10 protein-coding genes and 1 pseudogene are annotated in these 14,646 nt (G+C 41.3%); 3 read left to right on the top strand and 8 right to left on the bottom strand.

Features of this window, described 5'->3' with window-relative positions; genetic code table 11:
- Positions 1-5: 5 nt before the first annotated feature.
- The 7 genes and pseudogenes from AB8618_RS17820 to AB8618_RS17790 form a co-directional block, all read right to left on the bottom strand.
- Positions 6-664 (bottom strand): annotated as a pseudogene (locus AB8618_RS17820) (response regulator).
- Between the two features lie 11 nt (positions 665-675).
- Complete coding sequence (locus AB8618_RS17815) at positions 676-1,323, bottom strand: hypothetical protein (protein ID WP_409426069.1); 648 nt, start codon at positions 1,321-1,323, stop codon at positions 676-678.
- A 13-nt stretch (positions 1,324-1,336) separates the two neighbouring features.
- Positions 1,337-2,107 carry an SDR family oxidoreductase gene (locus tag AB8618_RS17810; protein WP_409426068.1) on the bottom strand — a complete coding sequence of 257 codons (771 nt, stop codon included), beginning with the start codon at positions 2,105-2,107 and terminating at the stop codon, positions 1,337-1,339.
- A complete protein-coding gene (locus AB8618_RS17805; RefSeq protein ID WP_203987739.1) occupies positions 2,104-2,793 on the bottom strand; it encodes a TenA family transcriptional regulator in 690 nt (229 codons plus the stop codon). Before AB8618_RS17805 ends, AB8618_RS17810 begins: the two co-directional genes overlap by 4 nt.
- Positions 2,786-4,264 (bottom strand): AMP-binding protein, encoded by a 1,479-nt coding sequence (locus tag AB8618_RS17800; RefSeq protein ID WP_409426067.1) that lies wholly within the window; start codon positions 4,262-4,264, stop codon positions 2,786-2,788. Before AB8618_RS17800 ends, AB8618_RS17805 begins: the two co-directional genes overlap by 8 nt.
- On the bottom strand, positions 4,261-4,914 hold the full coding sequence (locus AB8618_RS17795) for a thermostable hemolysin (protein ID WP_409426066.1): 654 nt from the start codon (positions 4,912-4,914) through the stop codon (positions 4,261-4,263). Before AB8618_RS17795 ends, AB8618_RS17800 begins: the two co-directional genes overlap by 4 nt.
- A gap of 79 nt (positions 4,915-4,993) precedes the next feature.
- Complete coding sequence (locus tag AB8618_RS17790) at positions 4,994-6,502, bottom strand: diguanylate cyclase (RefSeq protein WP_418157368.1); 1,509 nt, start codon at positions 6,500-6,502, stop codon at positions 4,994-4,996.
- Positions 6,503-6,814: 312 nt separating this feature from the next.
- On the opposite strand from AB8618_RS17790, the gene AB8618_RS17785 reads away from it, so the two are divergent.
- The 3 genes from AB8618_RS17785 (at position 6,815) to AB8618_RS17775 (ending at position 11,544) form a co-directional block, all read left to right on the top strand.
- Complete coding sequence (locus tag AB8618_RS17785; RefSeq protein ID WP_413403436.1) at positions 6,815-8,626, top strand: glycoside hydrolase family 3 N-terminal domain-containing protein; 1,812 nt, start codon at positions 6,815-6,817, stop codon at positions 8,624-8,626.
- Position 8,627: 1 nt separating this feature from the next.
- On the top strand, positions 8,628-9,362 hold the full coding sequence (locus AB8618_RS17780; protein WP_413403434.1) for a 5-oxoprolinase subunit PxpA: 735 nt from the start codon (positions 8,628-8,630) through the stop codon (positions 9,360-9,362).
- A 163-nt stretch (positions 9,363-9,525) separates the two neighbouring features.
- Positions 9,526-11,544 carry a S9 family peptidase gene (locus AB8618_RS17775; RefSeq protein WP_413403432.1) on the top strand — a complete coding sequence of 673 codons (2,019 nt, stop codon included), beginning with the start codon at positions 9,526-9,528 and terminating at the stop codon, positions 11,542-11,544.
- A gap of 1,340 nt (positions 11,545-12,884) precedes the next feature.
- On the opposite strand, the gene AB8618_RS17770 is transcribed toward AB8618_RS17775, so the two are convergent.
- Entirely contained in the window at positions 12,885-14,486 is a 1,602-nt protein-coding gene (locus tag AB8618_RS17770) for an isocitrate lyase (RefSeq protein ID WP_008110760.1), read from the bottom strand.
- Positions 14,487-14,646: the final 160 nt, after the last annotated feature.

Below are 14,646 nucleotides of genomic sequence, written 5' to 3'. Positions count from 1 at the left end.
GTGAACTATCTCTTTCCTATGACATAACCAATACCACGGAGAGTTTTAATAAAATCGCTGGGGAATTTTTTTCGTAGGTGATGAATATGCACTTCAATGGTGTTAGAGCCAACCTCTTCACCCCACTGATACAGCTTGTTTTCTAACTGCTGTTTAGATTGCACGCGACCTTGGTTTTCCAATAGTGCCTTTAGCAGCATGTATTCTTTTCGTGGCAGAGAAAGCAGCTCATTGCTGAGTGTGACACTATGCGCTGACGTGTCCATAGTCACTTCACCACACTGTAATAAACTCGACTGAGCTTGATTTACTCGTCGGCTCGCTACGCGCAAACGAGCAAATAATTCGGCTGGTTCAAATGGCTTAGCTAAATAATCATCAGCGCCCATATCAAGCCCTTGCACCTTGTCATCTATGCTACTTCGTGCAGTTAGTATAACCACCGGAATCACTTTTTTTGCGCTTTTATGTGCTTTAGAATTTGTGAACCATCACCATCGGGTAAACCTAGGTCAAGTATAACCAACTCTATTTCACCACTGCCTAAGCATTGCAATGCATGCTTAACCGTTGCGCTATGCTCTACACTGTAGCCTTCTTGGCGCAATGAGCGGCAAAGCCCTTGCGCCACAAGATGATCATCTTCAACTAATAATAAATGCATTGTTTATTTTGTTATCTCTGTAGTTTTTTATCTACTTTAGCTAATAAAGAGCTAATTGCTTGTTGACGATATTTATCAGCTTTAGCACGAGTATCACGAATACCTGCTGCTTGCGCAACTAACAAATGGGCTTTAGCTTGCTCATATTCACGTTCGTCATATAAAAACTCACCATACAAGTAGTTAGTATCAATGCCTTTTTTGTTAAAAGTGAGCGCTTGCTTAAAAAACTTGTCGGCGGTGTCATCATCACCAAAACCAATAGGCCAACCGGGCACCTTACTGTATAAGGTTGCAAGGCTTGCATACGCTGAGCCACCTAAAGCACTGTCGTCTATTTTAAGGGCTTGCTCTAATGACGCTTTTGCATCTTTAGCATAGCCCAGCGCCCCTAACCCGCCCTTTGCGCCAGCAAAACTGGCCAGTACAATGCCGTTCCACGTATAGCTATTTGCTGAATCAGGGTAGCTTTCAATAAATTGAGCACTTTGCTCACTTAGTTGAGTAAAGGCTTTGATTTGTGCATCATCTTTAAGCTCATAATTAGCAACCGCCCACTGCTGTTGAATAGCGAGTAAATCGCTTTGTTCGTCTGCAAATACCGGCGATGAAAACACACTAACAATGCTTAAATAAGCTACTAAAGTAAATTTTTTCATAATAAATCCTCTATTAACCTAAAAACTGTTTTATTTTAGGGAGCTGTTTAGCAATTGCGTTATCCACAATACGTGGAAAAACACCATTGATACGTACAAAAAGCTTCTCAGGAAAACCAATAAATCGTCTGGTTTTATTTGAGTTTAATAACGCAACTAACTCATCAGCCACCGTCTGCGGGGAGTCCATTTGATTACCAAGCGCCTTATTCATTGCTCGTGTTTGTGCATCATTAATATCTGTATCGGTTGCTCTTGGTGCTAAATAACTAACTTTAACGGGTGTATCTGAAAGCTCTCGTGATAGCGCTTCGCTAAAACCACGTAAACCGAACTTACTAGCACAGTAAAGTGTTTGATATGGGTAACCTATACTGCCAAATGACGACCCAACATTAACTATGGAGCCTTTATTCGCATGCAACTGCGCTAAAAACAGCTGACATAATTTCATAGGGACGGCTAAATTAGTGCTCAGTAGATTATCAATTTGCTCACTACTCGATGCACTTAAGCTTTGCATTACATTAATACCTGCATTGTTTATGAGCAACTTAGCGCCCCCTAATTTTTTGGCTTTAATGGCGAGTGCCAACATGTTTTCGGCAACCTTTAAATCCCCCACAAAAACCATACTACCGGGACATTGGCTACTTAGCGTATTGAGGGCATCACTATTTCGCCCCACCAAGAGTAGTTGCCAACCTTGGCCGTGTAGTGTTTTGGCAATGGCTTGACCAATTCCACCTGTCGCACCAGTTAATACACATAAGCCGGTATTCATGCGTGTTGCTCTTGTGCTGATGCTTTAAAAAACGGCTCGTCGTCTAAAGCGCGAAAAATATCGCCGTACAAACGGTAAAAACATTTTGCGCCATGTAAAATAGCCTGCTGATCCGCCTCGTCGGTAATTTGATTCATTAAGTTTTCAAAAAACTTAACATGCTCTATATCAAGCGCGCCGTGAGAGGTTAAATAGCTAAACGCTTTTTTAGGAAGCCCTATTGCATTCGCTATGTTTGATGCGGCACCGTCGGCTAGCGCAATTGAGGTCCCCTCTAATACGTGAACCATGCCAAAAAAGCTAAGCGGATTTTTACGTGCAATACTATCGTAGGCATACGACACCATCATTTCAGTGGCGAATTGTGGCTGACTATGACGCACACTTTCTTTATCAAACCCACAGGCTGCAATGTCGTTTAGCACCCACTCTTGATGACCAATTTCTTCTTCAATATATTCAGCTACCGCTTCACGTAACCATTCTTGCTCATCAGTTAAACGTGCGCCAAGTGACATCATTAAAGGAACAGTGTGTTTTACATGATGATAAGCCTGCGCTAAAAACGAGGCGTACTCTTCAAGCGTGGCTTGTCCGTTAAATACACGCTGTATAATTGGCGCAGCTAATAAGTACTCACGCTCGTTTTGAGTTTGTGCTTTTAATGTATTAAAAAAATCACTCATGGATCACTTCTCCAAGTCGGTAAAACTGTTCAAAAATAGGGCTGTAGTGCTGGCTAATTGCCGCTCGTTTAGGGCGATTATTAGCGGTTAATAACCCTTGCTGCTCGTTTAAAGGTTGGGCCAAACGATGCCACTTTTTAATCTGTGCGTAGTCAGGAAGTTGCTGGTTTACTGTTTTTAAATGTGCTGTTAATTGCGCATCACTAAACTTGGGAGCCGCATAAATAAGCGCGCTTAAAAATGGCTGGCTTTCACCAAACACCATCGCTTGCTGTATCGCACTTTGGCTTAAAATTAATGATTCAGGCCATTCAGCGCTAACATTACGCCCCATACTGGTGATGATCAGATTTTTTACTCGCCCTTTTATGTACAGCTTATTATTACGCTTAGATACTAAGTCGCCAGTGGCGTACCAGGTATTTGGGTTATGCGGCGCTTGATTTAAATACCCTAAAAATAACGATCCTTTAATAAATAACTCACCATTTTCAACTTTCGTTTCAACGTGCCCTAGTACTTCACCAGCACTATTTACATCGTCATAATTTGGGGTGTTTAAACTCACTACTGAGGCCGCCTCAGACAGACCATAACCTTGATAAACCGGTAGGTTATATTCTCGTGCAGTTAAAATTAAAGACTCACTAACCCGCGCCCCGCCAACAGCAATAAACTTAAGTGACTTTGGTGGTTGCCAGCCTTGTTTTGCAAAGGCAATTAAACACGTTAATAACTCAGGCACTAAAATAAGGGTGTTAGGTTTTACACTATCGATTGCGCTAATGAGTTTGTTAGGGTTTTTTATCCCTGAGCCAACAAAACCTAATTCGTTTAATGGCATTAAATGTACACAACCGCCACTTAACAAAGGCGCATAAATACCTGCAATATTTTCTAGCAATACAGGTAGTGGCAGTAAACATAAGTGAGTTGGTTTACTTATATTTATTTGCTCACATAATGACTGAGCTACCTGCATCTGGCTTTGTGTTGATAAACACACCCCTTTTGGCTCGCCAGTAGAACCTGAAGTAAATGTGATTTTTTGAGTGCCAGTAAAATAGTCCACAGGCTCAATCGCATCGAGCTGATAAATATAAAGGGTATAATGCTCAAATAATGTTACTGACAGCGAATGCTTACCTAGCGAATGACGAGGCATATCACTAATAAAAAACTGCGCACCGCATTGAGCTAACACATACTGTGTTTGCTGCTGACTAAAAAAATGGGCAATAGGCACCGCAACCTTGTTGGCAGCGCTGGTTGCGGCATCCACAACCAGCCAAGCGGGTGTATTATCAAGCTGAAAGGCCATTGCACCAGAGTCTAAAGCGGTAAAAATAGCTGTCAGCTTATTGGTTTCTTGTTGTAACTCCAAAGCGCTTATAGGCAGTACCTGATTGGCTAAGTAGCTAACAACCACGGGTTCATTCGCTACCTTATTAATATTATTTAATAGGCTCATAAGCGCTCCAACGCAGTCATCAATGCATTAACTTGTTGTGTGTTTTGTTGTTTAATATTTAACAGCATGGGTGTGTTTAGCACTTGCTGATGTGCCTGCGCTAAATTAACAATGCACACCGTAGGCTGATTCTCATAATAGCTACCCCAGCTCTTTGGCTGATCAACTACAGTGCTATTAGCCAGTGCAATTTCGTTGCAGGTAACACCTAGTAGGCGCAGTAAGGCGCGTACTTTTTTGGTAGCGCAAAACACTAAGTAGCTCGCGCCAAAGCCGCGCAAAGCTTCATTTACAATAATAAAGTGAGATAACGTGGCTTTACGATGTGTTGAGCAAAGGTTACCTAGCTCAAACACCGTATTTCGCGGTGTGCCTGGTGGTAAAAATTGTTCAATGGCCGCAGCTAAATATTGCTCAATAAATAAAGCAGAGGTTGCACTTCTTAAACCTAAAGTGCACTGACCTTGCACAGTTTGGTACTGGCATAGTAACGGCATAAATGAAGTAAGGTGAGCATTGTACGCCGTTAAAAACCCTTGTTTAACGGTGTTTTCAAGGCGCTGGCGGTGCTCATCATTTTGCGTAGCAGTAAAAAAATGAAAAGGCTGTTGAAACCGCACAGCGGGTGAATGATGTTGAGCTAGTTGCATAAAAGCATCGCCTGTATTAAATCTATAGATAGAATTTAATTGGCGAAACTTAAATAAAACTTAAGGTAAGTTAATTTTTTTAAAAATTGGCTATCACGGTTTTATTACGGCCCGTTTCCTTCGCGTGATAGAGCGCTTTGTCAGCGCATTTATATACTTGATCGATATCATCGCTATGCTGTGGCCAAGTAGCGATACCAATAGATGCATTTATGTAGCCTACTTTTGCCATTGATGTGGTGGCTACTTGGTTACGTAAACGCTCAGCGATAACAAACGCACTATCACTATTTTCGTTAGGTAATACCAGTAAAAACTCTTCTCCACCAGTGCGTGACACAATATCATGCTTGCGCGATAACGATTGTATAATACGAGTAAGGGTTTTTAATACTTCATCACCCGTATCATGGCCAAAGGTATCATTAACCCGTTTAAAGAAGTCGATATCAATTTCAAGCACTGCAAACGGGATCTGCTTATCCATCAAATTTTCAAGCAATATGTTTAAACCCCGCCGGTTATGCGCGCCGGTTAGCGGATCGGTAAGTGCATCTTGACGTAATTGTCCCATTTGCGATTGCAAAACATGAATGCCTTCTAACATCGCGTGTTTAAGCTGGTTACTTTCGAAGTACCAAGACTTAATACTTTTAAGATGATCCACGTTTTTCTTATCGGTCGATAAATTAGCGCTATCGGCTAATAATCTTAACGGCTTAGCAATATAGTGAGCTAACATAGCAATTAATAAAAAAGTAATGATTACTATGGGTAACATTCGCTTAAGCACCTGCCCTTGAAAAGTATCAAGCGTAGCAAGGGTTGCCGCTTCACTTCGCTGGGCAACAATCCCCCAATTAGCAAGTCCTACGTGGGAAAACCCGGCCAGCATAGCCACTCCCTGGCTATTTATAACCCGAGTGAATCCATCTTCACCTTGCAAAACTCGCTCTATAACTGGGTTATTAAATACTTGCTCGCCAATGCGCTTAGAATCAGGGTGATAAAGTAAGGTTTTATTATCAGCAACCACATAAAAGTACGCTCCGCCATCGTAACTATGTTGTTTTAACAAAGCATTTAAAATACTCTGCTGCTCTAAATAGAAGCTACCGCCAATATAACCATAATAATTCCCTACCGAATCAAACAGTGGATAAGAAACGACAATAATTAAATTATTCGCAAGCGAAATATAAGGCAGACTAACCTGCGGCTGCTGCGATTTAAGAGCCAGCTTAGAATGGACTGAATTAACCGTTTTATTAATAATATTTAAAGACACAGGTGAGGCTGCTTTAACAACACCTTGCATGTTAATTGCCACCGAATTAAAGCTATGCGTCTGATTTAAAAGCCGATCGGTTTCAGATTGAAGTAACTCAGTGTTGGTAATATCATCGGCAATAATTTTGGCTGAAAACTCAAGTTGCTGCATCGCTGCTGTTAAAAAGTGCTCAGTTGCTGAGGCTAACTTACTGGCAAATACATGATTACTTTGCAGGGTATCTTCTATTACCCGTTCTTTTTGGACTTGATAACTAATATATAAACCACTAAACAAAATAGCAGCTGCAGCGGGCATAGCTAACAAAAGAATTAATTGCCTAAGTTTAAAAGTAAATGGTGATCGAAAACGCAACTTAATATCATCCTAAGCAAATAAAAACGACTGCTATGCACTGCATACATCATTAATATAATACATAAATCGCACTATGTGACCTAATTTTTGTTATTTTAAGGATGATTAAATCATACGATTTATATTTGCTGGGTTTTGCAGTTAAGCTCAATAATAGTTAAGCTGCGTGTACTTTATTTTTATTTAGCCTTGAGGTGTGTGTTGCTAAATAAGTACTTGTTATCGTCTTCTCTTTTTTTAATCGGATGTTTCATGCCAATAAAATCTTCTTTTGCCGATTCTGCGCTGTCACTTAAGCAGCAACTAGGGCAAAAGCTTATGCTCGATTTACGCTATTTTTGTCAGCAAGGCAGTAGCCAACGCTGCAGAACGCCATTAACCGAATTGCCCGATGAATTAGCAAAAGCAATAAGTCGTTATGATATTGGCGGGGTGATTTTATTTTCTGAAAACACCCAAAACATAGAACAAATAATTAACCTTAATCAGCAGCTACAACAAGCTGCATCTAAATCTAAGTCAGGCCTACCACTGTTTATTTCTATTGACCAAGAAGGCGGACGCGTAGCTCGTTTACCTCGTGATGTGGCCACCTCATTCACCGGTAATATGTCAATTGGCGCAACTTATCCTGAGCACGGTACTTATTTCGCAACCCAAACGGCAAATATACTGGCCACTGAACTCTCGGTGCTTGGTATTAATGTAAATTATGCGCCAACGGTTGATGTAAACATGAACCCTGACAATCCGGTTATTAATGTACGCTCTTTTAGTGAAACCCCCGATGAAGTTGCGGCAATGGGTGCAGCACAAGTTATTGAGTTTGAAAAAAACGGTATAATTAGCGCTATAAAACACTTTCCAGGACATGGCGATACCAATGTAGATAGCCATACCGGCTTACCTAAAGTGATGCATTCAAAAGAAGTCATTTACGCTCAAGATTTAGCGCCGTTTAAACAGATTATTGAGCAGCATAGTCCTGGGATGATAATGACCGCGCATATTCAATACCCTGAGCTTGATAGCAGTACATTAACCAATGTAGACGGTAAGCAAATGATTAAACCCGCGACCATGTCACGTAAAATCATGACCGATATCCTTCGCGATGAGCTGAACTATCAAGGCGTAGTGGTAACCGATGCACTTGATATGGCCGGTATTAGCCATTTTTTTAGCCCAACTCAAGCGATTATAAACACCTTTGCAGCTGGGGTTGATATTGCGCTGATGCCAATAGAAATTAGAACGCCTGAGGATATAAATAAACTTGATGCGCTCATTAACTCTTTAGTCAGTGCTGTTAAAACAGAGCAACTAGACGCAGACGAAATTGCTCATTCGACGCAGCGAATTACCTCACTTAAACATCAATTTAAATTAAACGCTTTACCTAACCCCATTAATGCATTGGCCAATGCCAAACACATTATTGGTAATAAAGCACATCGCGAATTGGAAGCATCACTGGCATTAGCGGCAATTACCCAAATAAAAAATAACAATAATACGCTGCCGCTTAAACTTGGCGCTGATCAGCATATTCATATTATTATGCCCGACACCCGCAAGTGCATGGCAATGCAACAAGCAATTAGTGCGTTAAGTTCACAACCACTCAGTTTTAGTTGCAGCAGCTTACAGGGCTTTGACCCAAGTGAAGCGCAGCGCAACATAAACCAAGCAAGTATTGTTATTGCTGGCAATGCAACGCCGAATCAAAGTGCAGTGGAAATTGGCGGTATGGATGACTTAGCCGATAACCCAAACTTTGCCTTAAATAACGCAGAGCAACCGAAAGCGCTTGAGTCATTACTAAAAATGGCTAAACAAAAACACACTCCAACTGTATTTATTAGTTTGCGAGCACCGTATGACATTGCACAATTTGGTAACTATGCTGATGCAGTACTTGCTTCCTACGCCTACAATATTGATGTAGACAAAAACGAGCTGGTATCTGGGCCTGCTTTTACTGCACTGGCGAAAGTATTATTAGGCCAAGCTCCAGCCAAAGGCCAATTACCGGTCACTATTAAACAATCGATGAGTCATTAATATGAAACTTAATTGTGATTTAGGCGAGAGCTTTGGCGCATGGCAAATGGGCCTTGATAACGATGTTATGCCCCATATTGATATGGCAAATATTGCTTGTGGCTTTCATGCAGGTGATTCAAGTGTAATGGCGCATACCCTAAAGCTGGCTAAACAACATAATGTTATGATTGGCGCTCACCCAAGCTATCCCGATAAGCAAGGATTTGGTAGGCGTTCAATGAGCATGAGCGTGGCTGAGCTCACTCAATGTTTGCACTATCAAATAGCCGCCCTTGATGGCATGGCAAAAGTACAAGGGCTAACCCTTAGCTATGTAAAACCCCATGGTGCGCTTTATAACGACATGATGAAAAACCAGCAGCTACTCACCACTGTTATGGGTGCGGTTGCCAGTTACCCCGCTAACTTAAAGCTAATGATACTCGCCACAGCCGATGCTAAGCTACACAAAACAATGGCACGCCACCTTGGGCTCACACTGATATTAGAGGCGTTCGCAGACAGGCAGTACACAGACCAAGGGCAATTAGTACCACGAAGTATAGCCGGTAGTGTGCATAATAAAGACGCATTATTAGCTCAGGTTAAACAGCTTTTAGCCAGTAACAGTGTGACTACTCAATCTGGAAAATCGTTGAAACTGGTTGCTGACAGCATTTGTGTGCATGGCGATAATCCCCTAGGCATTGCAATTATTGAAGAGATAAAAGCGCTTTGTTCAACCAATAACTAAAGTAAAAAATACAGATTAAGCTGTAAACCCCCTTTACAGCTTTTGTTTTCTTTTACCACCTGCATTCATTGGTAGTTTTAAATGCGAGCTTCGTCGCATCTGACTATAAATTATCCCTCCACTACCCTATAAATAGATTAGTGATTTAAAACAGGGATAAACAATGAAAACGCTTTTAGCTATGAGCCTTATACTAGGTAGCAGCCACTTGGCCGTTGCCAATACCGATACATTGCAACTTCAAGATATATTCAACCTAGAATATGCCAACCAAATAGATATTACTAACGACGGTAAAACAGTGTATTTTGTCCGCAACCGCATGGATATTAAAACCGATCGCAAAGTCGGTAATATTTGGTCTGTTGATTACAATACAGAACAACTACAGCCCTTAACATCAGGTGTATTTATGGACTACTCGCCTGTGTTGTCACCCGATGGACAGCGCCTTGCGTTTATCTCTAACAGAGATGGCAGTAATCAAATATACATGAAGTGGCTTAAAACGGGTGCTGTGGCAAAAATTAGTAATCTTACTAATGTACCTCGCTCAATCACCTGGTCACCTAATTCTAAACAACTGGTGTTTAGTATGTTTGTTCCTGAAATAAGCTCACCCCCTGTCAGTTTACCAGGTAAACCTAAAGGCGCTAGCTGGGCAGAGCCGGCTAAATTTATTGACGATGTTTACTACCGTGCAGATGGCAGAGGCTATAGTCAAAAAGGATTTAATCAGCTATTTACTCTTAATGCGAATGGCGGCAATGCACAACAACTCACTAACGATAACTTTGATTATAATGGCGGTGTAAGCTTTAGTAAAAACGGCGAATTACTTTATTTCTCAGCCAATAGACACGCTGAACATGCACTCAAGCCAACCAATAGTGAAGTGTACCAGCTTAATTTAAACACGTTAGAGATCATCGCACTGACCGACCGAAATGGGCCAGATCAACAACCTCAGGTCTCACCTAACGGTCAGTACCTTGCTTATACTGGCTACGATGACAAGCGCACTAACTATGAAAATACTCAGCTTTATATTCGTGATTTAAAAACCGGTGATACCCAAAGTCTGACTAGCGATTTCGATCGCAGCGTTGGCCAAATACAATGGAGCGCAAATTCAAAAGGCCTCTATTTTAGCTATGCCAATGAAGGCCAAACCGCACTCGCTTATCAACCTCGAAGTGGTAAACGAAAGGTGATTACTGAACAAATAGGTAGCGTGGCGTTTGGTCGCCCTTATTCTGGTGGTGATTTTGATATTAGTGAAAATGGTGACATTGCGTTTACACTGGCTGATACCCAGCGCCCTGCTGATGTAGCTACAATAAAGAGAGGTACAGTAAAGCGTTTAACCGATTTAAACTCAGATGCACTACAAACTAAACAGCTCGCCAAGGTTGAAGAGTTATGGTTAAAATCAAGCCATGATGAGTTACCAATACAAGGCTGGGTTGCTTACCCGCCGGGTTTTGATACATCAAAAAAATACCCACTGGTGCTTGAAATTCACGGTGGCCCTGTTGCTAACTATGGCCCTCACTTTAGTGCCGAAGTACAACTATTTGCCGCTAAAGGAAATGTCGTTTTATACATGAATCCGCGAGGCAGTGACTCGTACGGTAAAGAGTTTGCGCAAACTATTCACCATAATTATCCAAGCAACGATTACGATGATTTAATGACAGGTGTTGACGCGCTAATTGATAAAGGTTTTATTGATGAGTCTAAATTGTTCGTTACCGGTGGCTCTGGCGGTGGTGTATTAACCGCATGGATTGTAGGCCACACAGATCGCTTTGCTGCAGCTGTTGTTGCTAAGCCTGTGATTAATTGGATCAGCTTTGTACTAACTGCCGACTTCTATCCATTTTTTGCCGATTATTGGTTTCCGGGCAAACCTTGGGACCATATTGAGCATTACATGAAGCGCTCACCAATCAGTTATGTTGGCAATGTTAAAACCCCAACCATGCTACTGACTGGTGAAGCAGACTACCGTACGCCAATTTCAGAAACAGAGCAGTTTTATCAAGCGTTAAAATTACAAGGGGTTGATACCGCCATGGTGCGCATTCCAAACGCTTCACATGGTATAACTGCTCGTCCATCAAATTTAATGACTAAAGTGGCTTACATTCAGTGGTGGTTTGATAAGCATTCGAAGTAAAACGTAGAGTTATGAGTGACGAGCTATATAAGCTCGTTGCTCGAAGCTCGAAGCTCGAAGCTCGAAGCTCGAAGCTCACAAGTGTAAACCCCCTTTACAGCAATAATGTGAGTAACCCCTTACATACTTAAGCTAAATATCGGACTTAGCTTAAAACTGAGTTGGTAAAAATTCGGTTTATACTAACTCAGCTCCTTTGAGTTAGTAAAAATTCGGTTTGAGTCACTGTTTATAAGCCCTCAGTTAGTAAAAAAATGTTTTATAAGCAGCAACAGTTAGTAAAAAATCGGTTTATTACTTTCCAAACCCCGGTTAAAAATCTTTAAATTAAGCGTTTAAGTGACCAAATTAAGGATTATAAAAGCAAATCGACCCTTAACAATGGAGATAGTGGCTGTTTTTAACCTTGTTAGTTAAAACCTGATCTGCATTTTAACTAGCTAGTTAAATCGTGATCTGCTTTTAGTAGCTTAGGGTCTGTTGACCTTTGCGGATTGAAATTTGTTCAAACTAAGGGCGGTTTAATCGCGGCGCGAGGTTTGTAACCTAGTGGGCTCGATAACTGCTCCTGCGTTATTCTACTGGCTTACATCCATGTAAGAATAAGTAAAAACCGAGCAAAGCTTCCGCGTCCTGCTCACGCCCCTTACCTACATCCATGTAGGCAACAAAGAGTAAATCGCCCCTAGGCAGAACCCTTTGGGCAACGCCTGTTTGGCATTGATGCTGCGTTATCGCCTATTTATGGGGAGTAACCACATATACCCAAATTGCCTTAATATACAGAATTCAGCGTTTCACAGGGACTTTATATCAAGGCGTTCCCTTTGCAATAATGGTCGTCCCTTTTAAAAAGGAACAACGAAGGGAGTAAGTTTCTGTGAAACGCCCTACGGGTTGGTTTAAAAGCTATTTATACTGCGTTATTGATTTTAACAAGGGAATAACCATTATTTTCAATCAATGCCTTGTCAAAATAACTTTTAATTCCAACTGAAACTCGCAGATTAAGGTAATTTGGGTATAGATAGGCTCTGCCTTGCCTAACTACCAAACAGACTGCTGCAAATTTAACCTTTGAAGGTCAACAGACCCTAGTTAAACTCTGATCTATATGCGGTAAAAAGTGGTTAATTTATTGTACTTACACGTGTCAAAGCGCAATCAAACTATCAAGCTCTGACTGCCGAGTCATATACATCCTTTAAATTTAATTTACACTTTTAAGCTGCATTACATCCCTGAATAACTAGCTAGTAAAATACTGATCTATTAAATTTTGCCTTTATGCAGGCATAAAAAAGGGCCTTGCGGCCCTTAAGTAACACTATCTAGTTGAATTAGAATTGGTTCATGGTGTTAGCTTCACCACCGGCTTTAAGTGCATTCTCACCAGAGAAGTACTCTTTGTGCGTATCACCAATGTTAGAGCCTGCAAGGTCTTGATGCTTAACTGACGCTTGCTCACGACGGATTTCTTGACGTTGTACGTCACGTACATAAGCCAGCATACCTAAGTCACCGAAGTAACCTTCAGATAGAATATCTGTGCTTAGTGCCGCTGTATGGTACGTTGGCAATGTGATTAGATGATGGAAAATACCTGCTTCACGTGCGCCATCGCGTTGGAAGTTTTGTACTAATAAGTCAGCGGCTGCTGCAAGTTCTGTTGCATCCATTTCTGGAGCCATAAGCGCTTTGTTGTCATCAATACTTGGGTAAGCGCTAAGGTCACGACCTGCTTCTTGCCACTCTTGGTATACTTGCTCACGGAACTTAAGCGTCCAGTTGAACGACGGTGAATTGTTGTATACTAATTTAGCATCTGGAACTTGTTCTTTAACGCGATTTACCAGCTCTGCAATTTGTTTTACGTGTGGTTTTTCTGTTTCAATCCACAGTAAATCAGCGCCTGACTGTAAGCTAGTTACACAATCTAGTACTACGCGGTCTTTCTCAGTGCCTTCGCGGAACTGGTATAAACCGTTATCTAGGCGTGTAGGCTTACAAAGTTGGCCATTAAGCTTCATTGCCGTTTCGCCTTCATTTAAATCTTCAACGCTGTTTACCGGTGTTGTTTCTAAAAATGCATTGTATTGGCTTGCTAAGTCACCTGGTTTTTGCGAAACCGGTACTTTTTGCGTTAGGCTTGCACCTAGTGAATCGGTACGTGCAACGATAATGCCGTTATCAATACCTAGCTCTAAGAACGCGTAACGTACTGCGTTAATTTTAGCTAAAAAGTCTTCATGAGGAACGGTAACTTTACCTGCTTGGTGACCACATTGCTTAGCATCTGATACTTGGTTTTCGATTTGAATAGCACAAGCACCCGCTTCAATCATCTTTTTAGCAAGTAGGTAAGTCGCTTCTTCGTTACCAAAACCTGCATCAATATCAGCAATGATTGGTACAACGTGCGTTTCAAAGTTATCAATTTTATTAAGCACGGCTTGAACGTCGCCGCCGTTTGCTTTTGCATCGTCTAGCTCGTTAAATAAATGGTCAAGTTCACGTGCATCAGCTTGCTTTAAGAAAGTGTAGATTTCTTCGATAAGTGCTGGTACTGATGTTTTTTCGTGCATACTTTGATCTGGAAGTGGGCCAAACTCAGAGCGAAGCGCTGCAACCATCCAGCCACTTAGGTATACGTAGCTGCGTTTAGTTGTTTTTTGGTGACGCTTAATTGCCATCATCATTTGTTGCGCAGTAAAACCATGCCAACAACCTAAAGACTGCGTGTACTGGCTTGTGTCTTTGTCGTATGCTGCCATGTCTTCACGCATAATGTCAGCAGTAAATTGTGCAATATCAACACCAGAGCGAAAACGGTTTTGTAAACGCATGCGAGTTGCGTATTCAGGATTAATAGTTTTCCATGCACTGCCTTGTGATTGGCATAGTGTTGCTAGTGTATCTGTTTCGCCTTGATATGTTGTCATAATAAAGTCCTTCGAACGGGTATTAATATTTATTGTTGAGAGAGTGACTACATCGCGTTAGCTCTGTAGCGCTTAATTAAACATTAGGCTTATTTTTTAGATTTAGTAAATTTATAGTTGTTATTGCGGCTATACATATAGTGAATGGTTAAAAAGCACT

The organism is Pseudoalteromonas sp. RW-H-Ap-1, assembly GCF_048318575.1.
Classification (GTDB): domain Bacteria; phylum Pseudomonadota; class Gammaproteobacteria; order Enterobacterales; family Alteromonadaceae; genus Pseudoalteromonas.
This window is presented reverse-complemented; position numbering and strand designations above follow the sequence as displayed.

Bases quoted from the DNA above. Each gene is read 5' to 3' on its own strand.
- AB8618_RS17815 (WP_409426069.1), bottom strand. From the start codon at position 1,323: ATGAAAAAATTTACTTTAGTAGCTTATTTAAGCATTGTTAGTGTGTTT.
- AB8618_RS17780 (WP_413403434.1), top strand. From the start codon at position 8,628: ATGAAACTTAATTGTGATTTAGGCGAGAGCTTTGGCGCATGGCAAATG.
- AB8618_RS17770 (WP_008110760.1), bottom strand. From the start codon at position 14,486: ATGACAACATATCAAGGCGAAACAGATACACTAGCAACACTATGCCAA.
- AB8618_RS17785 (WP_413403436.1), top strand. From the start codon at position 6,815: ATGCCAATAAAATCTTCTTTTGCCGATTCTGCGCTGTCACTTAAGCAG.
- AB8618_RS17775 (WP_413403432.1), top strand. From the start codon at position 9,526: ATGAAAACGCTTTTAGCTATGAGCCTTATACTAGGTAGCAGCCACTTG.
- AB8618_RS17795 (WP_409426066.1), bottom strand. From the start codon at position 4,914: ATGCAACTAGCTCAACATCATTCACCCGCTGTGCGGTTTCAACAGCCT.
- AB8618_RS17800 (WP_409426067.1), bottom strand. From the start codon at position 4,264: ATGAGCCTATTAAATAATATTAATAAGGTAGCGAATGAACCCGTGGTT.
- AB8618_RS17810 (WP_409426068.1), bottom strand. From the start codon at position 2,107: ATGAATACCGGCTTATGTGTATTAACTGGTGCGACAGGTGGAATTGGT.
- AB8618_RS17790 (WP_418157368.1), bottom strand. From the start codon at position 6,502: ATGCCCGCTGCAGCTGCTATTTTGTTTAGTGGTTTATATATTAGTTAT.
- AB8618_RS17805 (WP_203987739.1), bottom strand. From the start codon at position 2,793: ATGAGTGATTTTTTTAATACATTAAAAGCACAAACTCAAAACGAGCGT.